This window comes from Streptosporangium sp. NPDC020145 (assembly GCF_040631275.1).
Lineage (GTDB): Bacteria > Actinomycetota > Actinomycetes > Streptosporangiales > Streptosporangiaceae > Streptosporangium.
Window position 1 is genome coordinate 105,108 of the sequence record NZ_JBEXZT010000013.1, and the last position, 25,112, is coordinate 130,219.

A 25,112-nucleotide genomic window follows, 5' to 3' on the forward strand; every position below is an offset into this window, starting at 1 on the left:
CACGTTGGCACGCCCTTCATGCAGCAGACCTAATCATTAATGGCGGGAGTGATGCAAGTCGAGCGATAGGCGCGGATGGTGCGGTTACACATTGTGACCGAGGCGGGATAATGTTCTGTAAGTTATTACCGTTCGGTAAATGTGAGTTTTTCTCGCGAACCTTGATCAAGCTCGGGTTTTGAAATCCACACCCTTGGTGGCCCGCTCTTTCAACGGGACGTTTCTCCTGTATGCGGCAGCTTTCCCGAAACACGCTAGAAGCCTTAAGTGGGCTACATGTCAGCCTTCTTCGGCGTGTCGGTCATAAAAGTGGACACTTCTTATGTTTCTGGGTGGTGTCATGTCAACGGCATCCTGCGCGTGCCACCTTGGGCCGGACGGTGCCGTTTCACCGGACGCGGCGAGCCGTGATCGCCGATCTCACGCGCCCTGCCGCCCGGGCACCGGGAGCCTCTGGAACGCGAGCCGGTCCGGGTGCCCGGCGTGCCCTACGGGGACGTCATGCCGGCGGCGTCCGTCGCGCAGGCCTTCACCGCTGCCGGGGATTTCAGGCCCGCTCTCCCCGTTTCGCGCGAGGAGGTCCTGCGCCGGGACCGGCGATGGGCCCGCGTCAGGCCTCCGGCCGGTCCACGGCTCCGGACATGGGACGGCCCAGCAGGCCCGTGGCGACGGCCGCGACGTGCGGGGCCAGGTCGGCGGTCCGCGCCCTGGCCAGGGCGGGGGTGGCCACGACCGAGCGCAGGATGCCGATGCCGACCAGCCAGGCGCTGAGCAGTTCGGCCCGCAACTCGGCGTCGTCGCCCTCGGCCAGGTTCCGCAGGGCGTTGACGTAGGTGTGGCAGACCTCCTCGCGGAGGTGCCGCCGGGTGTCCTCGTGGGCGGAGGAGCGCAGCAGGGCGACCAGGGGGTGCTCGCCGCCGTACTCCGTCCAGTCCTGGTCGACGACCGTGCGCACCATGCGGGCGACCAGTTCCTCGTTCGGCCCGTCGAGCAGGTCGGCGGCGAGGTCGGCGGCGGTGGCCTCCTCGAAGAGCCGCTTCTTCGAGCCGAAGTAGCGGAAGATCAGGGTGGCGTCGACGTCGGAGTCTCCGGCGATGTCACGGACGCTGGTGGCGTCGTAGCCGTCGCGGGCGAAACGCAGTCTGGCGGCCTCCAGCAGACGTGCCCGGGTGGCCTCCCTGTCTCTCTTCCGCAACGCGGGCCCCTCCCTGTGTCATCGACCGTTGACATTCTACGTGGGGCCCGTGCTACGTTCCCTCAAGTCAGCGTTCGATGACTTAAAGGGGGAAATATGCGGACATATGTGGTTGCGGGGGGAACGAGTGGGATGGGGAGAGGACTGGCCTTACACTTCCTGCGCCGGGGCGACCGGGTGACGGCCGTGGGCAGCGATCCGGCCAGGGGGCGGCGTCTCCTCGAAGAGGCCGCCGGGCTGGGCGCGGGAGAACGGGCGACCTTCCTGCGGGCCGACCTGACCTCGGTCGCGGAGAACGCCCGGGTGATCAAGGAGGTCGGGGAGCGGTACGACGCACTGGACGGTCTGGTGTCCACCGCGATCCGTCACTTCCCCCGGAGGACCGAGACCGCCGACGGCTACGAGTCCACCTTCGCCCTCTACTACGTCAGCCGCTTCCTGCTCGCCTACGGCCTGACCGGCCTGCTCGAACGCGGCGAGAACCCGATGATCGTGAACGTCTGCGGGGTCGGTATCACCAAGGGACGGGTCCACTGGGACGACCTGTCGCTCCGGCGTGGCTACGGCGGAATCAGGGCCCTGCTGCAGGGCGGGCGGGCCACGGACCTCCTGGGTGCCGCCTACGCCGCCAACCACCCGGACGGCCGCGTCCGCTATCTGCTGCACCATCCGGGCTTCACCGACAGCGGCACCGACAGCCTCGGGCAGCCGGCCAGGGCGGCCGTCAAACTGCTGGCCAGGATCGCCGCCCAGCCGGTCGAGAAGGCCATCGCGCCGATCATCGAGCTGATGGACGACCCGCCGGGCGGAGGCGGGCTGCTGGCCTACGACCGCCGCCGCCCGCTCGATCCCGCGCTGCCCTCGCTCGACCCGGACGCCGCCCGCCGCCTGTACGACCTGACCGCTCACCTGCTGAACCTCTAGCCATACGGCCGGCGTACCGGGAAACGGGAGTGGTCTCGTGACCGGCGGCGACGCCGTGGCGACCTGCCTGCTGAAGCGGTCGCGGCACCCTCGGGACAGGTTGGCGCCCGGAGGGGCGGCGGCTGATGAACCGCCGGCCCGGATGTACGAGGCGTGTTCCGCGCCAGACGTTGAACCATGTGGTTCACCGATGGTATGGTGAACCACATGGTTCAGCGAGAGGTTCTCGACCAGGTGTTCGCGGCGCTCTCCGACGGGACGCGCCGCGACATCCTCGTCCGGCTCGGCGAGGGACCCGCCACGGTCTCCGAACTGGCCGAACGCGCGGGGATCACGGTCACCGGGCTGGCCAAACACGTCAAGGTCCTCGAAGAGGCGGGCCTGGTCGCCACCGAGAAGGTCGGCAGAGTACGGCAGTGCCGCCTCGGACCGGAGCGCCTCACCGACGTGACGGCCTGGATCGGCCGCTACCAGCGGCTCTGGGAACGCCGCATGGACGGCCTGGACATCTATTTCACCCTGAGGAAAGGCACCGAGCGATGAACGACGCCTCCCAGCTCCGGATCACCCGGGTGCTCCCCGCCACCCCCGAGGAGGTCTTCGACGCCTACACCGACGCGGACAAGCAGAAGATCTGGTTCTCCATCCTCGACGAGCGCCCCGGTGTCGTCGAGATCGAGGTGGACCTGCGCGTCGGCGGCGTGCAGACCGCCGCGTGGGGGCCGGACGAGGACAACCTGTTCCGCGAACGGCAGACCTTCCTGGTGGTCGAGCGTCCGAACCGGCTGGTGTCGGAGGTGACCGGCAGCTCGCCCGACGGCGCGACCCTGACGACGCACGTCGAGGTCACCTTCGCCGAGCAGCCGGACGGCCAGACCCTGATGACCGTCGTCCAGTCCGGCTTCCCGACCGAGGAGACCCGTGACTTCTTCGCCAGGGAGGCGTGGGCGGGCGCGCTCGACCGGATCGAGACGTTCCTGCGGCGCGCGCCCCAGGACGCCCGGTGAGTCACGGGGAACGAGGAGCGAGTGTTCTGCGCAGGCCGTACACGACGGCCCCCGCGGCCAGCACCGCGCAACCGGCGAGGACGAGGCATCCGGCCAGGCCGACAAGAGGAATCGGTCGTGGCGGACGTCCCTGTGCCGGGCCGAGGGTCCAGGCGCTGACGTTGGCGATGGCGTAGTAGACCGGCACTCCGAAGGAGGAGAAGCCGATCGCGCCGCGCAGGTCCGCCGTACCGGCCAGGACCGCCACGGCCGCGACCGCCACCGCGTGCGCCTGCTCCGGCCGCCCGCGCCGCCGGGGCGAGGCGGCGAAGACACCGGCGCCGATCATCGACCCCAGGCCGACGACCACCGCGTCGGCCGCTCCCAGGCGCCGCGCCAGCCGTTGCTGTCCGGTGCGAGCCATGGGAGACCTCCAGCGGGATCGGATGTACGGGGGCCTCGCGCTCCGACCGTAGTGGCCGCCGTCCGCCGATCCCAGCCGGGACGTTCTCTCAGCGGGGTGTCACCCGGGCGTGTTCGTGCACCGCAGGTTGAAGGACGCCCAGTTGGAATAGGAATGGGTGGGGGAGAGGATCTCGATCGCCTCCGAGTGGGTCCCCGGCGCGCCGATCAGCCAGGTCGTGCTGACCGACCTGGTCGTCTGGCCGAGGCCGAAGTACACCTCCTGTATCGGAGCGGAGGCGTTGTCGCTGCGGATCCAGCGGTAACGGACCGTTTCCGGGGTGAGCAGCACCGAGATCTGGCCGGTGAAGGTGAAGGTGTGCCCGCGTGAGCAGTCACCGCTCCAGCTTGTGGGGCTGACCCACACGTTGGCGGTGGGGTAGGCCAGGGCGCCGGAGGCCCCGGCCGGGGGCGGGCCGGTGACGGCTCCCGCCGGTGTCGCCGGAATCGCTGCCGCCACGCTCAACGCGGCGATCGCCGCCATTCGCGTCCAGTGCATCGTTGTTCCTCTCGTGAGGCCGGTGCGCTCAGTGAACAACGGCTCACAGAACCGGTCCATGACCGTCGGCGCCGAGGACGTTCACACCGCGACCGACGCCCCGCCCCGTCGGCCCCGTCAAGGACGGAAGTCGTCGGCGTGCTCGCGGGCCCACTCGGCGAACGTCTGGGCGGGCCTCCCGGTGAGTCTCTCGACGATGATCGAGGTCTCCGGGACGGCCCTGGTGCCCGCCTCCCAGGCACGCATGATCGCCTCGACCCCCATCCGGGGGATCTTCTCGCTCAGATCGGCCCGCGCCTCCTCGGGCGTCACCACCTCGACCGGGATCTCCCTGCCGATGGCCGCGCCGATGTGCCCGACCTGTTCGCGCAGGGTGAGCGCCTGCGGGCCGTACAGCGTGTAGGCCTGCCGCCCGTGCCCCTGCTCGGTCAGCGCCCGTACCGCGACCGCCGCCATGTCCCGTTCACCGACCGGGGCGATCATCGAGTCCGGGTACGGCAGCCGCACGGCCTCGCCCTTCTTGATCGGCTCCGTCCACCACCAGCGGGTGTTGGTCGCGAACATCCCCGGGCGGACGAAGGTCCACGAGATCCCGGACTCCTCAAGGGCCGACTCCACGGCCCGGTGCTCGCGCGCTATCGGGTTGTGGGCGGAACCGGGTTGCACGACCGCGGCGGAGGAGAGCAGCACCACGTGCCGCACCCCGGCCGAACGCGCGGCCGTCACGAACCCGTCGACGCCCTCTGACCTGGCGTAGAGGAAGACCTGCGAGGCGCCCTCCAGCGCGGCGGGCAGGGTGTGCGGCGCGTCCAGATCCGCCGCCACGTGGGAGTCGTCCGGGGTTCTGCTCGTCAGCCGGACCGGCACGTCCAACGCGGCCAGACCCGCGGCGACGTGGCGGCCGACACTTCCCCTGGCGCCGAAGACAACGGTGACCATCGTGTGGGTTCTCCTATTCGTCTTCCTCGGTCTGCTCATCGGTGAGCAGCCTGACGAGCTGGGTGCGAAGGATCCGCCGGGTCTGCGGTGACAGCGGGTCGCCACCGAGGACGTCCTCGACGAGCTGCGGCATCGTGACGGGCGCGAGCGTGATCGCGTAGGCGGCCAGGAGCGCGAACGCCGGGTCGATCCCGGCGCGGACCTCACCGTTCTCCTGCCGTCTTCTGGCCTCGGCCACCGCCGCGACCGTCTTCTCCCGCTGCTGTTCCGCCCGCAGGCGTTCCTCCTCGGCGTCGGCGAACGGGCAGTCGCCCAGCGCCTGCCAGGCCACGAACCTGGCCCAGTCGGGCCGGTCGAACGTCGCGTCGAGGTAGGCGCGGATCCGTCCGGCGAACGAGGCCCCCGGCGGGACGATCGTCGCCTGGATCTCCTCCCTCCGGCGCCGGAGCTCGTCGAGCAGCCCCTGCTTGCCGCCGAAGTGGTAGGAGATGAGTTGCTGGTTGACCCCGGCCCGCGCGGCGATGCACGCCGTACGGGCTCCGGCGTAGCCCTTGGCGCCGAACTCGGCGACGGCCGCGGCGAGGAGGCGTTCTCGTGTCTCCTCCGCCGTCCGCGCGCGCCCGTCCGGAGAGGGCTTCCTCGACGAGGCCATGTGGATCACGATAGTCAACCATTTGATTGAACGAGGACTTCTCCGGGGCCGCCGTGCGGCGGCGGGGCGGCGGATGCGATGCTCCTCGAAGAGAGTGCCCGGCCGCCGGTCCTCACGTGGCGAAATCACCCCCCCGGGGCGTGTCAGGGGCCGTGCTCCGTCCGGGCCGTCGTCACCCGCTCCTCACAGGAGGTCTCTTGACCACCATTCCCGCCGGGGACTTCGACTACGAGCGTCACGGCCACGGCTACGCCGGGCAGCGCCGTACTGACCCCCGTATCGCCGCCCACGTCCACGCCGCGCTCGGGCAGGCCAGGACCGTCGTCAACGTCGGCGCGGGCGCCGGCTCCTACGAGCCGCAGGACCGGCACGTCGTGGCGGTCGAGCCGTCGGCCATGATGCGCGCCCAGCGGCCCCGCCACCTGGCCCCCGCGGTGAACGCCGCGGCCGAGCGGCTGCCCTTCGACGACGGCGCCTTCGACGCGGCCATGGCCACCGTCACCGTCCACCAGTGGAGCGACCTCGGGCAGGGCCTGCGCGAGCTGCGCCGGGTCAGCCGGGGCCCGGTCGTCGTCCTGACCTTCGACCGCGACCTTCTCGGCCTGTACTGGCTCGCCGAGTACGCCCCCGAGATCATCGCCGTGGAGCACCGGCGTTACCCGCCGATCGACCTGATCGCCTCCCACATCGGGAGCCGTGCCGAGGTGCTGCCGGTCGCGATCCCGTTCGACTGCGTCGACGGTTTCGCCGAGGCCTACTACGCCCGCCCCGAACGCTTCCTCGACGCCGAGGTCCGGGCTTCGCAGTCGGCGTGGGGCTTCGTCGACGACGCCGTTCAGGCCCGTACCGTCGATCGGCTGCGGCGCGACCTCGAAAGCGGCGCCTGGGACGAGCGCTTCGGCCACCTGCGTGAGCAGCCCGAATTCCTCGGCTCCCTCAAGCTCGTCGTCGGGCGTCCATGACCTCGTGGAACGGGATTCGTTCCACGGAACCTCCGCCTTCGCCGGCGACGGCTTCTGGGCACGGCGGGCCGTTCAGGCCTGGGACTCGGCCTTCCACGCGGGCCAGCGCTGCTCGACCGGGCGGGGAAGATCCGCGGCGTACCACGTGCGCAGCGGCACCCGCACCGGTTTCGACGGCTCAGCCGGCACCGGCGCGTCGGTCAGCCGTGCCAGGGCCTCGTGGTCGGAGGCCTCGGTCGCCAGCCGCTCGTTGCCGACCATCGGAGCTGACCACCAGTTGATCGGCACGCTGGTGCGGACCCGCTGCGCGTGGTCGCGGCTGGGCAGCACCGCGTGGACGGCGTCGCCCCGGGCGACCACGAACCGGTTGCGGCGTGGCGCGATGGTCCACGCGCGTTCGAGGCGGCGCGGGAGGAGGGCCGTGCCCTCCTGGTCGCAGACCTGGGAGGAGAAGATGGTCGCACCGCCCGCGTCGCCGAGGTAGAAGACGCTGGCTGCCGTCGGCGGCCGGACGACGCCGTCGCGCATGAACAGCGCCTCGTCCTTGTCCACGTGCCAGGGTTGGAAGTGGTAGGCGGGGGCTCGGCGGACCCACCACTCGACCCCGGCGCCGGGCCGGTCGAGCTGCGGGAGCCCGACCAGTGCCTTCAGGTGGCGCAGGACGGCCGCGATGAGCGGTGGCCCGGGCGCGTCGAGGCCGGTCCAGAAGGACAGCGTGCGGTTGGGCAACGCGGCGGCCGCGGCGCTGAGCGCTTCGAGCAGTGCCGGGGGCAGCACGTCGTCGAAGACCCGCGGCGCGAACGGATCGGCATCCATCAGGCACCTCCCCGGGAGCAGCGTTCGGCCAGCGCGGTGCGTACGACGCCGAACCGTTCCAGTGTCATGAGCGCTTCGGCCAGCTGGGGGAAGGGGATGGACAGTCTCCGTGCCAGGTCGCCCGCGGTGAGTGGCGGCCGCGCGGCGAGGTGCTCGGCGAACGCGGCCGACCACGACACGCCCCGGATCCGGCCGGCGACGGTCCCGGCGCGGACGATCTCGACGCCGTCGGTTTCGGCCCTCAGCACGACGTTCTCGGACAGGACCGGCTCATCCTGCGGCACCCAGTCGTGATAGGGCGACGCGACCTCTTCGATCCGGTCCAATGCCCAGAGATCCGGCACGCCGGCGTGAGTGACCATGCAACGACCCCTCAGAAGACATGTCAACGTCCGGGCGCTTGATTTGCCGCCGCCGAAATCCGACCATAACAGCGGCCGTCCATTCCCGCCACCCGCACCATTGATTATGTTGTCTGTGCCTGTTAACTTTTGTCAGAATCGTCGTCGACCCTCGAAAGAGGTACGCATGGCTGAGAACCTGGCTTCCGAGTCTGAGCTCCCCGCCGCAGGCGAGGAGCATGTCCAGTTCACTGTCGAAATGATGGAACTCGACAGCAACCCGATCATTCTGCAGCCGAAGTCCTACTGACGTCGCGCATGGCGAATTCGTATCCGGCTGCCTCTGGATCACGTTCTGTGGCGTCCGAAAGCAGCGATTTCGCCTATGGTCTCGCCCCTTGGGTGGTCACCGCCGCCCAGGGGGCGAGTGCATTCCTCCTGGGGCCGAAACTTTCATTGGTCCGCCTTGCGACCGATATGATCGATGCGTCCACAATTGCGCAGGCCATGGGTGCGGACAATGCGGTGGAAGCGGGTTTCATCGAGCCTCTCGCGCTTTCCGGCGATTTGGAAACGGGAGATTTCGGCCCGGACGTTTCCGGGCCCGGCGCACCGGTGACGGGAGTGCTCGTGCGCGGCGCCGGCGTGCCGGCCCGCGCGTGCGCCGCGCTGGCCCGCCGTCTGACCGCCGCCGGTCAGGCCCGGTGGGTGGTCGGGCGTCCGTCGCTCCCCGAGACGCTCGTCCTGATCGTCACGCATCGCCAGGCCGACCACGACGCACTGGCCCGCACGCTGCGCGCGGGCCGGCTCCTGCGCGTGGGCGAGTCCTTCGAGGGCCTGTACGTGACCGGCCCCGAGCCGCTGTCCGGGCCGCTGTCCGGGCCGGGGCCGGACCGGCGCTGGGCCTTCGAGCACCGGCTCGCCGAACTCGGCCTGCACGACCGGCCCTCCACGACGCTGTGGCGGTTGCGCGCCGATCCGGACGGCCTGGTCCGCGCCGTGCTGGCCGCGACCCGCCACACCGCGGACGACGCCGTCCTCGCCGACTCCGGGAGGCGGGTCTCCTTCGCCACCCCCGCCGCCCTGCGCCGTGCCGCGTTCCGCGACGTGCCGGACACACAGGCGTGGACGTTCGGGATGGTGCGCGGGCTGAAGAGCGGGCCAGGAGCGGTCGCGGGCAGCCACATCGCCACCTGCCGGACCCCCGCCTCCGGTCAGGACCACCTGGAGGGAAACAGCGGCAAGGGAACCGATCCACAGGCCGCGGTGACCGGCGCGGTAGGGGAGGCCGTCGAACGCTACACGGCCTACGAGGCCAACTGGAGCCTGCCACCGGCGGCCAAGACGTCACGCAGGGTCGACCTGGCGCAGTTCCATCCGTACGGCGACGCCTGGGACCGCGGCCCGGCGCCCACGGCCGACTACGTCGACGGCACGGATCTGACCGACCACACCACCGTCGCGGTGCCCAAGGCCCTGGTCACGTTCCCCTACGTCGGCGCCGACCGGCCCACCTACGGCGGCACGACCGGTCTCGCGGCGGCACCGGATGTCGCGGACGCGACCCTGCGCGGCCTGCGCGAGGTGCTTGAGCGCGACAGCCTCTACCACCACTTCACCGGGCTGCGGCCCGCGTACCGGCTGGACACCGCGGCCTCCCTGCGCCGCCTCCGCCTGACCGGCGCCTTCCGCGGCGACCTCTGGGTCCTGCACTGGCCGAACCGGGAATACCTCATGCCCGACGTGCACGCCTTCCACCACGATCCGCACGCCGGGCTGCTCGTGCGCTCCAGCGGATCCGGCCTGACGTTCGACGAGGCCGTCGACTCGGCGATGCTGGAGCTCTGCCAGGTGTACCACGAGGGCGTGCGCGCGCATCGCGCGGGCGCCGCGACGAGCACCGTGCACGCGCGGTGGCGGCGGCCGTCCGTCATCGACGAGTGCCGCCGGTACCTGGACTCCCAGCGCCCGCACGCCGTACCCGAGATGCCGTACCACGACGCGCCCGGACAGCTGGAGCACCTGGTGCGCCGACTCGCCGCCGCGGACCGCGGACCGATCGTTGTCCGGCTGCCGCTGCGCGGCCCCGACTGGACCGTGGTGCGGGTGCTGGTACCGGGGGCGGCGACCGTGCCGTACGCCTCGGCCAGCCGCGGCGGGGCCCGGTTGCCCACCGACGCGCCGTGGCGGCACGGCATACCGACCTGACCGGCCGACGACGACAAGGAGCCGAAGTGAGCACCATCGACGCGTTCCGTGAACTTCAGGACGCTCTGACCGCCGTCGAGGAACAGACGGAAACGGCCGACGACGACCGTTCTGCGCACGCGCTGGCCGCCGCCCTCGCGGGCTCGACGGCACTCGCCCGGGTGGACCCGGGCCTGCTCCTCGCGGAACTGCTGGCGGACCCGCGAGGCTGGCCGGACCAGTCATGGGAGAACTACTTCGGCAACGCCTGCATCACCGTGGTCAGGACCGAGACGATCCGGGTCGACGTACTGTACTGGCTGCAGAACTCCTCCACCCTGCACAAGCACGTGTCGTCCGGCGCGTTCCTGGCGCTCAGCGGCCGCCGTGTCCACCTTGAGTACGACTTCTCCGCACTCGACGCGCTCGGTGACGGTGTCACGTCCGCGACACTGTCGGCGACCAGCCGCACCATGATGCGCGCCGCGTCGGTCTCGCCGATCCTGCCGACCCTCGTCCACGAGCTCTACTGGATCGAGAAGCCGTCGGTGACGGTGGCGGTGCGACGCGCGCCCGCCCAACCCGAGGCGGGTGGCCCCGCGCATCGGCCGCACGAGTTCGTCGGTCCCGGCATCGGATACCTGCCCGCCGCCTTCCACCGCACGTCCAACGTCCAGCGATGGATCGACGGGCTCGGCATGCTGCGCCGCGCGAACCGGCGGCTGTACCTGCGAACGCTGGAACAGGCGATGACCGTGGTGGACCCGATCCATCTCATCCACGTGCTCGACGAGCTGAGCGACAACCCGCCCGACGAGGTGTCGGCGCTGCTGGAACGGGCCGCCGCGGCCCGCGCCGACGACGACCTCGCCAGACTCGCCCCGACGGTGCCCGAGTTCCGCCGCCGGAAGATCTTCTCCCGTGTGTTCGCCCCCGGTGTCGACGCGCAGCTGCTGGCCGGCCTGCTGTGGGCGGGCGCAGAGGGCGGAGAGCTGGCCGCCTTCCTCAAGGACGAGGGCGTCACCGATCCCGACCGGTTCGTCCGCGACCACGGCGAGTCGCTCAGCGCCCGGGACCCCCGCGTCGCCCCCTACGTCGAGCACGCCCGGCGGTCGCTGCGATGAGCGGGCGACCGGACATCACCACGTTGTGGGAGAGCGGGCCCGGCGTGATCGACCCGCCCTGGGACACCGGTGCCTTCACCGAGGAGCGGCTGTTCACACTCGCGTGCACCGCCGCCGCCACCCGTACGAGGCTGCCCGACCCGCAGGACGTACGGCTCTTCACCGACGACAACATCGTCAACCCCACCCAGCTCGACCCGTACCTGCCCGGCCGCGGGCTGGACAGCGGCTTCGCCGGATACGCCGACCGTCTCCGCGGTCGGGTGCGGTCCTTCGCGTTGACCGTCAACTCGCTCCAGCAGTTCGACTGGGACTTCTGGCGCGTCCTGCGCCGCCAGGCCGACGCCGTCATCGCCGCGACCGGTTCGGAGGCGGCCGGTGGGGTCGACTGCCACCTCATCGCCTCCGCGTACGGCACCGCGCCGACACTGATCCACAAGGACACCGCAGGCGTCTTCACCCACGTCATCAGCGGCACCAAGCGCTACTACACATGGCCCTTCGAGGTGTTCGGCCACGTCGCGGGTGCCGAGGCGACCCAGCGTCAGGTGAACCTGCCCGCGTCGGTGCGCGTCGAGGACCATCGCGACACGGCCACCGTGGTCGAGGGCGGCGCGGGCACCGTCATGTACTGGCCGTCGGACCGCTGGCACTGCGCGACCTCCGACGGGGAGGCGACGGTGTCCCTGCACATGGCGTACTACCAGTGGGACGACCGGCTCGCCACGATGCTGCGGCGGCTGCGCAAGCAGGCCGAGGCAGACCTGGGCGTCGCCCGGTTCCTGGGCGGCACACCGGGGGAGGAGGGCACCGACCGGGCCGACGCCGTCGAGGCGGCCGTGCGCAAGGCCCTGACCCGCGTCCTCGAAGGCACCGGCCTGGACCTGCAGACGCGCCTCAGCCGGTTGCGGCGCAGGACCGCGTCGAACTTCGAGGTGGTGCCGCCGCCGCGGCCGTGCCCCGGCCTCGCGGCCGCCGACCTGCTCACGGTCCCGGACGTGTCGGCCGTGGCGACGCTGGCCGTCGACGACACGACCTATCTGGCGGCCAACGGGCACGTCATGCGTGTGCGCGGCGGCGGATGGCTCGACGGATTCCTGGCCACGCTGGAGCCGGGTACGACGCGGACCCTCGCCGGATGGAGCGAGACGATGCGCGCCTCCGGTGGCCCGCCGGGCCTCGCCGAAGCCGCGACGCTCATGCGGGAACTGGTCCGGCGCGGCGCACTGGACCAGGAAAGGACGACGTCATGAAGCTGACAGACGGGGCGTTCGTGGCCGTCAAGGACGGCCGGCTCGTCCTCGGCCACGTCGACCGGCCGTTCACCCTCTGGCAGGTCGATCCGGGTGTCCTCGTCGTGCTGGCGGAGATCGCGCGCGGCACGGCGGCGCAGGACCTGCCCGAGGCGCTCGCCCCTCTGACCGGGCTCGACCGGCACTCGGCCGCCGCCCTGCTCGGGCATCTGCGCGGGGCCCGTGTCGTGGCCGACGAACCGGGCGTCGCCCTGCGTGACGTACACGCCGAAATCGCGAAGGTCGTGTCCGCCGCTCCCGACCTCGACCACGACCACGACTTCCTCCAAGCCGCCCGGCAGTGTGAGGACCTCACCCTCACCTCGGCCGCCGCGCAGTACGCCCTGTGGTCGGCGGTGGGACACATCGCCGGCAACGCCATCCCGGGCGCCGTGGTGGAGTGCGGCGTCTGGCGGGGCGGCAGCATGCTGCTGGCCGCGCTGGCCCTGCTCAACCACCACGTCGAGGACCGCGACCTGTACCTGTTCGACACCTTCGACTGGGCCTGGGAACCGGCCGGCGGGCACGACGGCATGGTCGGGGCGGAGGAGCGGACGACCGGCGCCGAGGCCGCGACGCCGGAGCACATGTCATCCGGCACCTCCGCCGCCGAGATCCACAAACGGATCACCACGGCGGGGTACCCGGGCGAGCGTGTGCACTGTGTGACCGGGTTCGTCCAGGACACCGTCCCCGGGCACGCGCCGGACCGCATCGCGCTGCTGCGCCTGGACACGGACCAGTACGAGTCGACCCTGCACGAGCTGCGTGAGCTGTACCCGAGAGTGGTACCCCACGGGGTGGTCATCGTCGACGACTACGGCAAGTTGAGCGGCGCCACGCGAGCCACCGATGAGTACCTCGCCGGGCTGGACCATCGGGTGCTGCTGCACCGCATCGACACCCAGGGCCGTGTCTTCGTGAAACCCGCTGAAAGGTAGGACCGATGCCAGACGTCATTGATTTCGCGGTACGCCCGCGGTTCAGCGACCGCGCGTCCCTGACCGTCGACGACGGCGTGGTGCGCATCGAGGACGGCACGTACCGCGCCGAGTTCCCTGCGCGCACCGCCGAAACCCCGGACCTCACGCGGCTGGCGCACGGCGTGCCGCCGCAGCAACTGCTGTCCGAGGTGGGCGGCTGGCTCGGATGCGGCGAACGTGAGGCGCGCGCGGCCGTCCAGCGGCTGTTCAGCACCGGCCTGCTGGTCGACCCCGACGCCGCCCGGCAGGAGCACGTGCCCGGGACGTACGTGGCGTGCAGGCTGCTCGACGTGTTCCGCCGCCGGTTCCCGGCCGCGGTCCGCGACGCGCCCCTGCTGCGCGCCCTGGCCGAGGGCCCGAACCCGGGGCTCGCGCTCGGATTCCTCGTGGAGACCTACTTCGTCGTGCGGAGCGCCCGCTGGTCCAGCGAGCCGGTGTTCCGGCACGACATGACCGGCGCCCAGCGCGCGGCGCTGGAGGATTTCCGCGACTCGGAGTCCGGCCACGGCGAGCTGCTGCTGAGCGGCTTCGCCTTCGCCGGTCTCGACGTCGACGTCCTGCGCCGGGCTCCGGAGGCCGTCGAGACGATGGCCTACAGCCACGCCTACGGCGCCTTCGCCTGGCAGGGCGTGGCGCAGTTCGCGGCCGCGCTCGTCCTGCCCGAGGTTCCGGCGCCGCGGTCCGGCGGGACGCGGTCGGGCGACGACGTGCTGGACCTGCTCGCCCGCGACCACGGCGTGCCGGACCGCCTGATCAAGGTGTTCCGCGCGCACGAGGACGACGACGTCGAGGGCGACCACGCCGGGCTGCCCGCGTTGCTGCTGTCGGAGGAGCGTCACCTCACACCGGCCGTCGTTGAGCATCTGTTCGTCATCCTGCGGCAGATGATCGACCTGTACCGGGGGCATCTCGACGCGGTGCACCGGCGGTACGCGCGGTGGACACCCGACGCGGCGGCGGCACGGCTGCCCGACAACGCGTTCCGGATCTGAGCCATGACGACGACGAGCTTCTACGATGGCCTCCTCGGGACCGTGTACGCCAACGCCATCGCCGACCAACGCTTTGTCGAGGACGACGTGTTCACCCAACTGGTCGCCGGCGCCGACGGCCCGGCCCTGGAGCTGGGCAGCGGCACCGGACGCCTGATGCTGCGCCTGCTCGCCGCCGGGCACGACGTCGAGGGGCTGGAGATCTCCGACGAGATGACCGACGTGTGCGTCACCGAGGCGGGCCGCCTCGGGCTGCGCCCGGTGGTGCATCGCGGCAGCTTCGCGCCGCTCGACGCGTCGCTGCGCGGGTACGCGGTGATCTTCTGCCCGCTCAACGCGTTCAGCTTCATCGTGGACGACGCCCTCGCCATGACCGCGGTGCGCAGCTACGCCGCCGCGCTCAAGCCCGGCGGCGTCCTCGCGCTCGCCGGTTCGGCCGGTGAGGACGCGCTGCGCGACGGCACCGGCTGGATCCGGCGCCCCGACGTGCCGGTCGCCGAGGCCACACTCGCGCAGGTCGAGGAGCGACGGACGCCCGACGCCGACGGCCGGTGCCTGCGGATCGAACGGGTCATCCGGATCGTCGGCCCCGACGGAACCGTACGGCGGACACAACACGGGACACAGCTGCGGCGGTTGCGCCCGATCGCCGCGCTCGCCGAGATGTTCGCGGACGCGGGGCTCGACACGCTGCACGCCCACGGCACCGACGCCGACTACATTCTCACCGGCCGCAAGGGATGAACCACACCACCATGTCCACCGATGTCACTCAGGTCCGCCGAGGCGCCGCCGCTGTCTTCCTCGTCGCGGTGTTCGTCTCGGCCGTCGGCGACGAGATCGCCGCCATCGCGGTCATGTTCCACCTCGCCGAGACCGGGCGGTCCTTCCTCGTCGCCGCGCTGCTGGTGCTGCAACTGGTGCCCGCCGTACTGCTCGCGCCGCTGGCCGGCCAGCTGCTCGACCGGCGTGACGCCGGGCGGATGCTCGCCCTGGTGTCCGGAATTCAGGCCGTCGTCGTGCTGGCCATGAGCGCCTGGCCGAACACGGCCGTCCTGCTCGGCGGCTCGACGCTGGTCGGCCTGTGCGCGGCCGTTTCCACTCCGGCGGCGATCGTGCTGATCCCGCTGCTGGCCGGCGAGGCCTTCCCGACCCGGGCGAACGGGCTGCTAGAGGTCAGCCGCTCGGCGTCCACGCTCGCCGGGCCGGTCGTCGGTGGTGTGCTGGTGGCGAGCATCGGGCTCCGTCCGGCGCTGCTGGTCGACGCCGTGTCCTTCGCCCTCGCCGCGGCCGCGATCGTGCTCATCAAGGTGCGCCGCCCGGTCGACGACGACGGTCGGGTGTGGTGGACGGGCGCGACCGACGGCATCAGGTTCCTAGCCCGCCAGAGCGACCTGCGCACCATCCTGCCCATCGTGGTCATCACCGTTTCGGCCAGCTCGATGGTCAACGTGGCGCTGGTGTTCCTCGTCAAGGGCCCCCTACACTCGGGAGCCACGGCCCTGGGTGTGCTGACCGCGGCGTGGGGCGTCGGCGCCCTGGTCGGCGCGGCCCTCGGATCCCGTCGCGAGTTCCGGACTCCCGAACGTGTCGTGCTGGTCGGCGCCGCCGCCATGGGCGTGGCGATCCTCGCGTACGGACTCGTCAACGCCGTCGTGCTCGCGGTCGTCGCGGCGCTCGCGGCGGGCGCGGCCAACGCCTACCAGAACATGGGCATGCGTACGGCGGTGCAGATCCGCACCCCGAACGAGCTGCTGGGCCGCGCGCACGCCGCGGCGGGTTCGATCGTCAACTCGTTCTTCCTGGTCGGTTTCGTGCTCGGCGGTGTCTTCGCCGCGGGCAACCCCCGCGCCACGTTCATCGTCTCCGGCGCGGTCACGGTCGCGGCGGCCGCCGTCGGCCTCGTGCTCATGGCCGCCCGGCGCGCGACCGTGCCGCAGGACGGCGCCGCCGCGCTCCCGGGAGATCTCAATTGATCTCCTCCTCGCGCCGCGGTGACGTCGGCGCCGCGGTGCGCGTGGTCCCCGACAGCCCGTACAGCGCGATCTGCGTGGTGGTGGCCCGCGGTTACCTCGACGACCCGGTGTCCGGTGCGGGCCTCGCCCACCTCTTCGAACACGTGTGGTTCGCGCATGAGCTCGACGCGCCGACCGTCGAGTGGGGGGAGACCCGTGAGCACGCCGTCGTGCTGCACCACGTGTGCCCGCCGGAGGAGGTTCCGGTGGTCGTCCCCGCCCTGGCGCAACGGCTGTTGCGCTGCCGCGCCGCCCTGCCCGACGCGATGGCGCCGCGCGTCGCGGCCTCGCTGAGGCTCATCGCGCTGGAGCGGCGCACCGGACGGGAACGGCGGGTCTTCGGGTTTCCGCGCCGCGACATCGCCCGGGCGTTGCGCGGCGACCCCGGCTTCGATCCTGTCGCCGTCGACACCGACGGCCTGCGGTTCGACGACATCACCTCCTTCCTGACCGGGCGCCGCCTCGCCGTGTGCGTCGCGGGACCGCAGGCGTCGCCCCTGCCGTCGCCCGAGGACCTGCTGGCCGCCTTCGCCGTACCGCCTGACCAGGACGGAACGGCGCCGGCGTCGGCGCCGGCACTGGCCGGCGGCTGGACCGTCGCCACCGACGACGTCGAGGCGAGCGCCACCGCCTGGCTTCTTCCGCCCACCGTGGACGTCGCGGCGGCGGCCTGGCTCGCCATCGGCCTGATCGAGCGATGCCCGCCACCGGCCGGGCTGCGGTGGGTGTCGGGACGGGTCGTCTCCCCGTTCGGCGCGGCGGCGGTGCGCGGCGGCCACCTGTTCGCGGTCGCCGCCGGTCTGGCGGACGGACCCGCTCCGGATCTCGTCCACGATCACCTGCTTCCGTTGCTGCGCGGCGACCTGGCACAGTTCGACGCGGTGCGCGCCACCACCGACGCGACCCGGATCGAGGCCGCCGACCAGGCCGCCATCGACGCGATCGACCTGATCGGCCCGGCGACCGGTCACGACGCGGTACGGCACGCGGTCCGCGAGGCGTCCACGGACACGATGCGGGACTTCGCCGAGCTGCTCGCCGAAAGCCCGCACGCGGACTTCCGCGCGTACGCCGGGTCGCGGCGGTGACGGCCTGGGAGCGCCGCGACGGCGACCGCAGCGTGCGATACGTGCACACCGGCGACCCACAGCCACGTCTGCACCTGCGCGCAGACGGCCCCCCACCGGACGAGCCCGTGGTCCAGCTCGTCCACGACGCGCTGACCCTCCCACGGGTCTGGACCTTCGGCGCCCGCCTCGGTGAGGCCGCCCCGCTCGTCGACCACGGCCGCGTCATCGGCGTGGACGTGACGATGCCGGAGCTCGACCCGGCATGTGTCTGGGAACAGGCGGCGCGCCTGCACGACGTCGTGCGGGCGGCCCCGGTGTTCGACGAGCGGGCCGGGCGTGCGCTGGAGCGGGCCGCCGCAGCGTCCGTCGAAACGTCGCACCGCCTCGCCACCCTGGCCACGCTCTTCGCCCGGCCGGGAATCCCCGACCGGATCCACGCCGGGCGGCTCGTCGCCGACGTCGTGCGCGCCGCCCGGAGGCTGCTTGAGGAGCCCGCGGAGGCTGTGCCGGTCGGCGTGGCCGTCACCGCGGCGCTCGGGCCGGGCACCCTGGCGTCGGGCGAGGACCCGGCGCTCGGCCTGCACCGGCCCCGCAGGCCACCGGCGTGGCTTGAGGTCGGTTCACCACGCGCGGATCTGGCCTATCTGCAGGTCCGGCGTGCGATTCCGCCGGTCCGCACGGTACGGGAGCTCGCCGCGACCCTCATCGCCAACCAGGCGGCGTTCGGGCCGTACCACTCGGAGCTTGACGACGTCATACGGTCCCGTGCGGCGGTGAGCTACCTGTGGGACTGCGTGACGGACCTCGCCCGCGGCGAGTTCGTCATGCTCGCCGCACCGGACGCGGCGACGGCCGACCGCGTGGTGTCACTGATTCACGCGGCGCACGCGGACGCGGCGCGTCCCTCGGCACGCCCGGTCGAGGACGCCAGGCGCATCGTACGGACCCAGGTGCTGCGCCGTCTCGCGTCGACGAACTCCCTGCTGCTCGCGCACGGAGAGGCGCAACGTTCCGGCCTGCCGGTGGATCTGTGGACGGCCCTGTCGGCGGCGCTGCGGGATGTGACCTTCACCGAGGTGGACGCGGCGGTGCCCGGCGTGTACGCCGAGCCGCTCGCCACCACCCTGGTCGTGCCGGTGCGGCCGGACGTTCAGCAGGCGTCCACCGCCCCGGCGGCGTAGGCGACGTCGAGCACCGCGACCACGTCGGCCGGCAGCCCGTCCTTCCCCCGCCACGCGTCGAGGCTCAGGACCGCGCCCACGGCCAGGTCGCCCAGCGCGGTGAGCAGGGAAACCAACGGCTGTCGCGGCGGGATGCGGAACGAGCGGCCGTTGACCGCCACGATCACCGTTCTCTGGTCCGCGGCGTCGGTCGCCCAGGAGAGGGGTGTACGCTGCGCCGCGCGCACGCCCGTCGCGCGCCGCCAGTCGGGCGGTGTGCGCTGAGGGAGGTCGGGGAGGATCTCGAAGTTGGCCGTGCTGTGCCGCGTCAGGCCCCACTGGTGCACGGCGGAGGTGGCGGCCGCGGCGGCGGTGTGCCCGAACGTCAGCGCTTCCGCGGCCAGTTCGTGTTCCGCGGTGCTCCATCGCGGTGTCGGCGCGCCGAGCCCGGCGCGGGCGAAGGCGCCGGCCCACACCGGCCCCATGTCGCGGAAGTTGTGCGTCGCGAGATGCAGGCTCAGCGACGGCCGTCCGTCGGACTCGCCGCAGTGCCAGTAGGACGCCGGCCAGTAGAGCACGTCGCCCGGTACGCCGGTCAGCCGCAGCGGCGGCGTGCCGACGGCCTCGGGCCCGATGCCGAGCGCGACGTACTCGTGCTCCGGGTCGCAACCGTCCGGCGCGTGGCCGACGAGCGTCTCGAACGGCCACAGCAACATCGTCTTGACGCCTTCGGCCACGTACAGGAAGACGTCGGCGGTGTCCTTGTGGATGCGGGTCGGCCCCGACGCGTACGAGCCGGCGACGATGAAACAGTCCGAGACGCCCGCGGGAAGTCCGCGCTCGGTGCCGCGCAGCCGGACGAACACGTCACGGGCGAACCGGTACAGGCCGGCGGAGTGCGACTGTGCCGAGTTGGCCACCACGCTCCAGCCGACGTTCAACGACTGTGACACCCGTCGCGCGTAGGGGCCGAACTCGGACTCGCCGGGACCGGGGAGGCAGTCGCCGAGCTCCGCCGCCACCCGCGGCACGGTGAAGACCTTGACGTCGTCGGGCCGGCGGTGGGTCCCGGCGCGCACGGCGGTGCCGATGCCGCGCAGGATGCCGTAGGTGTCGACCGCGTCGATGCCGTCGAGGCCACGCAGGACGCACGGGTCGTGCCCCCAGCCCGGTGGTAGCCGATCGAAGTCGAAGACCGGGACGGAGGCGGTGCGCCCGGTCACAACGCCCTGGCCGGCGCCGCGGCGGGGCGCCGGTACTCCGCCGATCCGGACCGCTCGACGAGGCCGAGATCCGCCAGCAGCCGCCGCAGCCGTGCGACGTCGTCGCCCGCGTGGGAGAGGATCGCGTTGACCTCGCCCTCGGTCAGGGTCTGGTCCTCGGGCAGAAGGCCGGCGAGGACCCTGGCGATCACATCGAGGTCTTCGGAGCGCTTCGGCAGGTCGACGATGCGGCCGTGGGCGAGGTAGCGGCGCAGCGGCGACTCCGGTGGGATCGCCTGGCACAGCGCGGTCATCTCCACCACCGAGTCGCCGACCCGCCCCAGCGAGGCGATGTCGGCGATCAGCGCGTCACCCTCGCGACGCAGCACGCCGGCCTCGACCAGTCGCATCACGTCGCGGGACAGGCTCCTGACGTCCAGCTCCAGAGCGCGGGCCAGCTCCGCCAGCCGCACCGCACCGGACTCCTTGTTCATCGTCACGACCGTGTTGACGATGGCCAACCGCCGGTCGTTGGACAACGCCAGCAGAATTTCAGAGGCGTCACTGAGGATGGCGGAAGTGGCGCGGGACCCCGATTTCGCTGCGGCAGACATGGGTCGACAGTTTACCAGTTGCCGAATATCTTTCAACGAAAGATGATTCATAAATGGTTAACCTCAGCGGGCGGTCGTCGGCGTGAAATTCCGGCGGCTTGGGCGCAGCGGCCTCGTGGTCAGTGAAATCGCCTACGGCAACTTCCTCACCCATGGCTCACAGGTCGATGAGGAAACGGCGATCGCCTGCGTGCGCGCCGCGCTGGACGTCGGCGTCACCACCTTCGACACCGCCGACGCGTATGCCGGCGGACGTGCGGAAACGGTGCTTGGACGGGCCTTGGCCGGTGAACGTCGTGAAGGACTCGAAATATTCACCAAGGTCTACTTCCCGACCGGGCGCGGCGCCAACGACAGAGGCCTGAGCCGTAAACACATCATCACGTCGGTCGAACGGTCGCTGCGCCGTCTGCGAACGGATCACATCGACCTCTACCAGGCGCACCGTTTCGACCACCACACTCCATTGCGGGAGACCATGAAGGCGTTCGCCGATGTGGTTCGGTCCGGCAAAGCCCTATATATAGGCGTATCCGAATGGACGGCCGATCAGATCCGGGCCGCGCATGTCCACGCCCGCGAACTCGGTGTGCCGCTGGTGGCCAACCAGCCCGAGTACTCGGCGCTGTGGCGGGTCATCGAGGCCGAGGTCCTGCCGGTCTGCCGCGAGCTCGGTATGGGGCAGGTGGTCTGGTCGCCGATCGCCCAGGGCGTGCTGACCGGCAAGTACGCACCCGGTGGCGTGGCTCCCCACGGAAGCCGGGCGTCCGACCACACCGGTGGCGGCGCCCTGAACATCCAGGGCTACCTGCGCGACGACGTCCTGGAGCGGGTGCGGTTGCTTCGCCCGCTCGCGCGCGAGGCCGGGCTCACCATGGCGCAGCTGGCGGTGGCGTGGGTGCTGCGCAACCGCGACGTCGCCGCCGCGATCGTCGGCGCATCCCGTCCCGACCAGCTCATCGAGAACGCAGCGGCGTCCGGCGTCACCCTGGACTCCGGCCTCGTCGCCCGGATGGACGCCGTGCTCGCCCCGGTCGCCACCGTCCACCTCGACCGTCGCCCCTGAGGACACGGGGCTCCGGTAAGAGGCCGCCAGGCGGTTGGTCGTGGTTCCGGGGCCGCGGAGATCCGCGCCCGGCGCGGGCAGGCCCACGGGGCCGAGTCCTCGCTCGACGGATAGTTTTGGATCGGGTTCATTTACGGACCCGATCCGTGTGCCCTGTCCGCTGTGATCGCAGAGGAGAAACGAGCCCGGCGCAGGGCCCACATCGCGGACGCGGCGATGCGGCTGTTCACCGAGCGGGGGTTCGACGAGGTAACCGTCAACGAGGCCGCCGAGGCGGCCGGGGTCGTCAAGGCGACGCTGTTCAACTACTTCCCGACCAAGGAGTCCCTGGTCCTGCACGCGCTCGACGACCTCGCCCGGGTCGTCACCGACGAGCTGCGCCGCACCGCCGCCGTGCGCGTCACCGGCGGCACGCCGGAACGGCTCTCACTCGCCGCCGAGCTCGCCGTTCCACACCATGGCCGCCCGCTACGCGAACCCCTGACGGTGCCCGCACACCCCGCCCGTGCAGGGGCTTTTGACATCTTCCATAGGTAACCGCTATCTATTTGCCAACCGTCAGGGGGTGGAGTGCAGGACGCGGTGCTGGCGATGCTCGCCAAGGAACCATCACACGGGTACCACCTGCGTGCCCGGCTGCGGCAGTGTCTCGGCCCGCTGGGCGAGTCGATGAACTCCGGTCAGATCTACGTGACCCTGACCAGGCTGGAGAAGGCGGGACTCGTCGTCTGCGAGCGGGCGGACGGACTTCCCGAACGGCCCGAGCGCAAGGTCTACGCGCTGACACCGGCCGGGCAGCGGCGGGTGGCCGCCTGGCTGACCGAGGTGGGCTGGCCGAAACCCGACCTGGCGGAGTTCCACCTCAAGCTCGCCGCCGCCGCGGCGGCCCGGCTGGCCGACCCGGTCGAGCTGGTGGCGGCGCAGCGCCGCGAGTTGCTGCGCCGTCTGCGTGAGGTGCAACAGGCGGCACTGGCCGAACCGGCGGGATCGGGTGCCGGCCTGCTGCTGGAGGGGGTAGTGCTGCGGTTACGGGCCGACCTGCGCTGGCTGGACGCCTGCGAACGGGCCTGGTCCGGGGCCGATGACGAAGTCGAGGGTGGATGAACGTGTCAGACGTCGTGGTCCGGGCCCGTGGCCTGGTGAAGACCCACGGTCAGGGGCAGAGCCGGGTCCGCGCGGTGGACGAGGTCGACCTGGAGGTGCCCCAGGGGCAGACGCTCACGGTGATGGGGCCGAGCGGCTGTGGGAAGTCCACTCTTCTGCACCTGCTGGGAGGCCTGGAACGGCCCACCGGCGGGGAGGTGTGGGTGGCCGGGCGACGCGTCGACACGCTGAGCGAGCGAGCGCTGGCACGCATGCGGCGCCGTTCGGTGGGGTTCGTCTTCCAGGCCTTCCACCTGGTGGAGGAGTTGTCCGCGGCCGAGAACGTGGAACTGCCCGCGCTATTGGCCGGACGCTCACGCCGCCAGGCCAGGCGGTGCGCGAACCTGCTGCTGGAACGGGTCGGGCTCGCCGACCGCGCCCGGCACCTGCCGTCCCAGCTGTCGGGCGGGCAGCGTCAGCGGGTCGCCATCGCCCGCGCGCTGGCCAACGAGCCGTTGGTCGTCCTGGCCGACGAGCCGACCGGCAACCTCGACACCGCGGCGACCCTCGACGTGCTGAGAATCTTCGAGGAACTGCGTTCCGCGGGACAGACCCTCGTGATCGTCACCCATGACGAACGGGTCGCGGCCACGGCGGACCGGCTGGTCTCGATGCGCGACGGGATGTTCGTCGACGACACCCGGCTGGCCGCCTCCCACCCGCGCGGACTCGGCGGGCTGATCGGACTGGGGGACTGAACGTCATGGGCTCCGCCGTACTCGTCGTGCGTCTGGTGTTGGCCGACCTGCGCAGGCACAGGGTTCAGGCCGCGATGCTCCTGCTCGCGGTCACGGTGGCCACCGCCACGATGGCGCTTGGCCTGTCCCTGCGCGAGGTGAGCGACGCGCTGTACGAGCAGACCCAGGAGGCCAGCGCGGGACCGGACGTGGTGGCGCTCTCCGGTGAGACGGGCCCCGAGGTGACCTCGGCCCTGACCTCGTTGGCGGAGGCTCCGGAAGTCGTCGCCCACCACGGCCCCTACCGCATCGTCTACGCCGACCTCACCGTGCGCGGCTCCACGTCGTCCCCGGTGGTGGTGCACGGCTTCGCCGAGACCCCCGGGGAACTCGACCGGCCGCTGGTGACCTCGGGGCGGTGGGTACGCCCGGGCGGCACGGTCCTGGAACGCGGCTTCGCCACCGCGCTCGGCGTCGGCGTCGGCGACCGCGTCACCATCGCGGGCCGGCCGTACCCCGTCGTCGGGATCGCCGTGACCTCGGTCACCTCCATCTACCCCTGGGCCGCGCAGATCGGCCCGTACGGCGGCCCCAGCGACTACAGCGGCCTGGCCTGGATGACCCGCTCAGACGCCCGGGCCCTGGCGTCGTCCCACGACCTCCCGGTGACCCTGGCCCTGGACCTCAAGCTTCGCGACCCCGCAGCGACCGAGGCCTTCCGCGACGCCCACGCCTCCAGCGCCATGATCACCTTCCATTCCTGGCAGTTCAAAGCCGAACAGGACACGGTGATCCTCAGGAACAGCCAGCCGATCCTGGTTTTCGGCGGCTGGCTGCTCAGCTTCCTGGCCGTCACCGGGGTGGCGGCGCTGGCCGCGGGACGCGCCGTCGAGCAGACACGCCGGGCGGGGCTGCTCAAGGCCGTCGGCGCCACCCCGGGACTGATCGCGACCGTCCTGCTCACCGAGTATCTGGTGCTGGCGCTGGCCGGCGACGCGCTGGGGCTGGCGATCGCCCGCCTGACGATGCCCGCCGTCGCCAGTCCCACCGCCAGCAGGATCGGCACCGCCGGGCTGACCGGCGGCACCGTCGCCACGGCGACGGTCCTCGCCGTGGTGGTGGCGGTGCTGTCCACGCTGGGCCCCACACTGCGGGCCATGCGCACGGCGACGGTCACGGCGCTGTCCGCCACCGCGCACCAGCCCCGCCGCCGCCCCTGGATCACCGCGTTGTCGGCGCTGCTGCCCACCCCGCTGCTGCTCGGGGTACGGCTGACCGCCCGCAGGCCTGGCCGTGCCGTGCTGCAGGCGTGCTCGACCGCCACCACGGTGATCGCGATCGTCGCCGTGCTGACCCTCAACGCCCAGCCGGAGAGGGGCTACGGCCTGGACGGTTCCTCCGTCCTGCCCAACCTGCGGGGCGAGCACGACCGCGGGCTGATGCTCCTCGTCACCATCCTGCTGATCACCCTCGCCGTCGTGAACACCATCACGTTCACCTGGACCACCGCCCTGGAGGCCCGGGCGAACATGGCCGTCGCACGCACACTCGGCGCCACCCCGGGGCAGATCTCCATGGGGTTGTCCGCCGCCCAGCTCCTGCCCGGCCTGCCCGGTGTCGTCGTCGGCGTTCCCCTGAGCATCGGCATGCTCTCCCTCTTCACCGCCAGGAACGCGGTGGAGACCCCCTTCCTCTGGATGGCGGGCGCCGCGCTCGCGACCCTCCTGGCGACGGCGGCGCTCACCGCGCTGCCCGCGCGCCTGGCGGCCCGCAGGCCCGTGGCGCCGACCCTCAGCGCCGAGACGGCGTGA

At 71.8% G+C, this 25,112-nt stretch carries 28 protein-coding genes; 19 read left to right on the top strand and 9 right to left on the bottom strand.

The annotated features are described in order from the left end of the window. Positions 1 to 610: 610 nt before the first annotated feature. Positions 611 to 1,195, bottom strand: coding sequence for a TetR family transcriptional regulator (locus tag ABZ463_RS23570; RefSeq protein WP_362778943.1), 585 nt, complete (start codon positions 1,193 to 1,195; stop codon positions 611 to 613). Positions 1,196 to 1,291: 96 nt separating this feature from the next. On the opposite strand from ABZ463_RS23570, the gene ABZ463_RS23575 reads away from it, so the two are divergent. The 3 genes from ABZ463_RS23575 to ABZ463_RS23585 all read left to right on the top strand — a co-directional run bounded on the left by ABZ463_RS23575 (position 1,292) and on the right by ABZ463_RS23585 (position 3,126). Next, a complete protein-coding gene (locus tag ABZ463_RS23575; protein WP_352013412.1) occupies positions 1,292 to 2,119 on the top strand; it encodes an SDR family NAD(P)-dependent oxidoreductase in 828 nt (275 codons plus the stop codon). A gap of 207 nt (positions 2,120 to 2,326) precedes the next feature. After that, positions 2,327 to 2,662, top strand: coding sequence for a metalloregulator ArsR/SmtB family transcription factor (locus ABZ463_RS23580; RefSeq protein WP_352013413.1), 336 nt, complete (start codon positions 2,327 to 2,329; stop codon positions 2,660 to 2,662). After that, positions 2,659 to 3,126 carry an SRPBCC domain-containing protein gene (locus ABZ463_RS23585; protein WP_352013414.1) on the top strand — a complete coding sequence of 156 codons (468 nt, stop codon included), beginning with the start codon at positions 2,659 to 2,661 and terminating at the stop codon, positions 3,124 to 3,126. Before ABZ463_RS23580 ends, ABZ463_RS23585 begins: the two co-directional genes overlap by 4 nt. A 1-nt stretch (position 3,127) precedes the next feature. On the opposite strand, the gene ABZ463_RS23590 is transcribed toward ABZ463_RS23585, so the two are convergent. The 4 genes from ABZ463_RS23590 to ABZ463_RS23605 form a co-directional block, all read right to left on the bottom strand. Beyond that, positions 3,128 to 3,529, bottom strand: coding sequence for a hypothetical protein (locus ABZ463_RS23590; RefSeq protein WP_362778948.1), 402 nt, complete (start codon positions 3,527 to 3,529; stop codon positions 3,128 to 3,130). Between the two features lie 99 nt (positions 3,530 to 3,628). Beyond that, on the bottom strand, positions 3,629 to 4,066 hold the full coding sequence (locus ABZ463_RS23595) for a hypothetical protein (RefSeq protein WP_352013416.1): 438 nt from the start codon (positions 4,064 to 4,066) through the stop codon (positions 3,629 to 3,631). Positions 4,067 to 4,183: 117 nt separating this feature from the next. Further along, positions 4,184 to 5,005, bottom strand: coding sequence for an NAD(P)H-binding protein (locus ABZ463_RS23600; RefSeq protein WP_352013417.1), 822 nt, complete (start codon positions 5,003 to 5,005; stop codon positions 4,184 to 4,186). 13 nt (positions 5,006 to 5,018) lie between these two features. After that, positions 5,019 to 5,657, bottom strand: coding sequence for a TetR family transcriptional regulator (locus ABZ463_RS23605; protein ID WP_362778952.1), 639 nt, complete (start codon positions 5,655 to 5,657; stop codon positions 5,019 to 5,021). Between the two features lie 197 nt (positions 5,658 to 5,854). On the opposite strand from ABZ463_RS23605, the gene ABZ463_RS23610 reads away from it, so the two are divergent. Continuing rightward, positions 5,855 to 6,619 carry a methyltransferase domain-containing protein gene (locus ABZ463_RS23610; protein WP_362778954.1) on the top strand — a complete coding sequence of 255 codons (765 nt, stop codon included), beginning with the start codon at positions 5,855 to 5,857 and terminating at the stop codon, positions 6,617 to 6,619. A 72-nt stretch (positions 6,620 to 6,691) separates the two neighbouring features. On the opposite strand, the gene ABZ463_RS23615 is transcribed toward ABZ463_RS23610, so the two are convergent. Both ABZ463_RS23615 and ABZ463_RS23620 read right to left on the bottom strand, forming a co-directional pair. Beyond that, positions 6,692 to 7,435, bottom strand: coding sequence for a hypothetical protein (locus tag ABZ463_RS23615; RefSeq protein ID WP_362778956.1), 744 nt, complete (start codon positions 7,433 to 7,435; stop codon positions 6,692 to 6,694). Next, positions 7,435 to 7,797 carry a hypothetical protein gene (locus ABZ463_RS23620; RefSeq protein ID WP_352013421.1) on the bottom strand — a complete coding sequence of 121 codons (363 nt, stop codon included), beginning with the start codon at positions 7,795 to 7,797 and terminating at the stop codon, positions 7,435 to 7,437. The genes ABZ463_RS23615 and ABZ463_RS23620 overlap by 1 nt, the downstream gene beginning before the upstream one ends. Positions 7,798 to 7,963: 166 nt before the next feature. On the opposite strand from ABZ463_RS23620, the gene ABZ463_RS23625 reads away from it, so the two are divergent. From ABZ463_RS23625 to ABZ463_RS23670, 10 genes are all read left to right on the top strand, one after another. Next, complete coding sequence (locus ABZ463_RS23625; RefSeq protein ID WP_352013422.1) at positions 7,964 to 8,086, top strand: hypothetical protein; 123 nt, start codon at positions 7,964 to 7,966, stop codon at positions 8,084 to 8,086. 320 nt (positions 8,087 to 8,406) lie between these two features. After that, a complete protein-coding gene (locus ABZ463_RS23630) occupies positions 8,407 to 9,984 on the top strand; it encodes a YcaO-like family protein (RefSeq protein WP_362778960.1) in 1,578 nt (525 codons plus the stop codon). Between the two features lie 26 nt (positions 9,985 to 10,010). Continuing rightward, a complete protein-coding gene (locus ABZ463_RS23635) occupies positions 10,011 to 11,087 on the top strand; it encodes a hypothetical protein (protein ID WP_362778963.1) in 1,077 nt (358 codons plus the stop codon). Further along, the gene (locus ABZ463_RS23640) at positions 11,084 to 12,340 is read left to right on the top strand and encodes a hypothetical protein (protein ID WP_362778965.1); all 1,257 of its coding nucleotides are present in this window, start codon (positions 11,084 to 11,086) and stop codon (positions 12,338 to 12,340) included. Before ABZ463_RS23635 ends, ABZ463_RS23640 begins: the two co-directional genes overlap by 4 nt. Then, positions 12,337 to 13,320 carry a TylF/MycF/NovP-related O-methyltransferase gene (locus tag ABZ463_RS23645; RefSeq protein ID WP_362778967.1) on the top strand — a complete coding sequence of 328 codons (984 nt, stop codon included), beginning with the start codon at positions 12,337 to 12,339 and terminating at the stop codon, positions 13,318 to 13,320. Before ABZ463_RS23640 ends, ABZ463_RS23645 begins: the two co-directional genes overlap by 4 nt. Positions 13,321 to 13,325: 5 nt before the next feature. Beyond that, positions 13,326 to 14,354 (top strand): hypothetical protein, encoded by a 1,029-nt coding sequence (locus tag ABZ463_RS23650; RefSeq protein WP_362778970.1) that lies wholly within the window; start codon positions 13,326 to 13,328, stop codon positions 14,352 to 14,354. 3 nt (positions 14,355 to 14,357) lie between these two features. Further along, on the top strand, positions 14,358 to 15,098 hold the full coding sequence (locus ABZ463_RS23655) for a class I SAM-dependent methyltransferase (protein WP_362778972.1): 741 nt from the start codon (positions 14,358 to 14,360) through the stop codon (positions 15,096 to 15,098). An 11-nt stretch (positions 15,099 to 15,109) separates the two neighbouring features. Then, positions 15,110 to 16,330 (top strand): MFS transporter, encoded by a 1,221-nt coding sequence (locus ABZ463_RS23660; protein ID WP_352013429.1) that lies wholly within the window; start codon positions 15,110 to 15,112, stop codon positions 16,328 to 16,330. After that, complete coding sequence (locus ABZ463_RS23665; protein ID WP_362778974.1) at positions 16,327 to 17,457, top strand: hypothetical protein; 1,131 nt, start codon at positions 16,327 to 16,329, stop codon at positions 17,455 to 17,457. Before ABZ463_RS23660 ends, ABZ463_RS23665 begins: the two co-directional genes overlap by 4 nt. Continuing rightward, the gene (locus ABZ463_RS23670) at positions 17,454 to 18,620 is read left to right on the top strand and encodes a hypothetical protein (RefSeq protein ID WP_362778976.1); all 1,167 of its coding nucleotides are present in this window, start codon (positions 17,454 to 17,456) and stop codon (positions 18,618 to 18,620) included. The genes ABZ463_RS23665 and ABZ463_RS23670 overlap by 4 nt, the downstream gene beginning before the upstream one ends. Here ABZ463_RS23670 and ABZ463_RS23675 read toward each other — a convergent pair. After that, the gene (locus ABZ463_RS23675) at positions 18,590 to 19,822 is read right to left on the bottom strand and encodes a hypothetical protein (RefSeq protein ID WP_362778979.1); all 1,233 of its coding nucleotides are present in this window, start codon (positions 19,820 to 19,822) and stop codon (positions 18,590 to 18,592) included. The two genes, ABZ463_RS23670 and ABZ463_RS23675, sit on opposite strands and share 31 nt — an antisense overlap. Next, positions 19,819 to 20,415 carry a DUF2087 domain-containing protein gene (locus tag ABZ463_RS23680; RefSeq protein ID WP_352013433.1) on the bottom strand — a complete coding sequence of 199 codons (597 nt, stop codon included), beginning with the start codon at positions 20,413 to 20,415 and terminating at the stop codon, positions 19,819 to 19,821. Before ABZ463_RS23680 ends, ABZ463_RS23675 begins: the two co-directional genes overlap by 4 nt. 82 nt (positions 20,416 to 20,497) lie before the next feature. Here ABZ463_RS23680 and ABZ463_RS23685 point away from each other — a divergent pair, with 82 nt between their 5' ends. From ABZ463_RS23685 to ABZ463_RS23705, 5 genes are all read left to right on the top strand, one after another. Further along, positions 20,498 to 21,481, top strand: coding sequence for an aldo/keto reductase family protein (locus ABZ463_RS23685; protein ID WP_362778982.1), 984 nt, complete (start codon positions 20,498 to 20,500; stop codon positions 21,479 to 21,481). A gap of 162 nt (positions 21,482 to 21,643) precedes the next feature. Beyond that, positions 21,644 to 22,018 carry a TetR family transcriptional regulator gene (locus ABZ463_RS23690; protein WP_352013435.1) on the top strand — a complete coding sequence of 125 codons (375 nt, stop codon included), beginning with the start codon at positions 21,644 to 21,646 and terminating at the stop codon, positions 22,016 to 22,018. A 33-nt stretch (positions 22,019 to 22,051) separates the two neighbouring features. Beyond that, on the top strand, positions 22,052 to 22,585 hold the full coding sequence (locus ABZ463_RS23695; protein WP_352013436.1) for a PadR family transcriptional regulator: 534 nt from the start codon (positions 22,052 to 22,054) through the stop codon (positions 22,583 to 22,585). Beyond that, a complete protein-coding gene (locus ABZ463_RS23700; RefSeq protein WP_352013437.1) occupies positions 22,582 to 23,322 on the top strand; it encodes an ABC transporter ATP-binding protein in 741 nt (246 codons plus the stop codon). Before ABZ463_RS23695 ends, ABZ463_RS23700 begins: the two co-directional genes overlap by 4 nt. 26 nt (positions 23,323 to 23,348) lie before the next feature. After that, positions 23,349 to 25,112, top strand: coding sequence for an FtsX-like permease family protein (locus ABZ463_RS23705; RefSeq protein WP_362778987.1), 1,764 nt, complete (start codon positions 23,349 to 23,351; stop codon positions 25,110 to 25,112).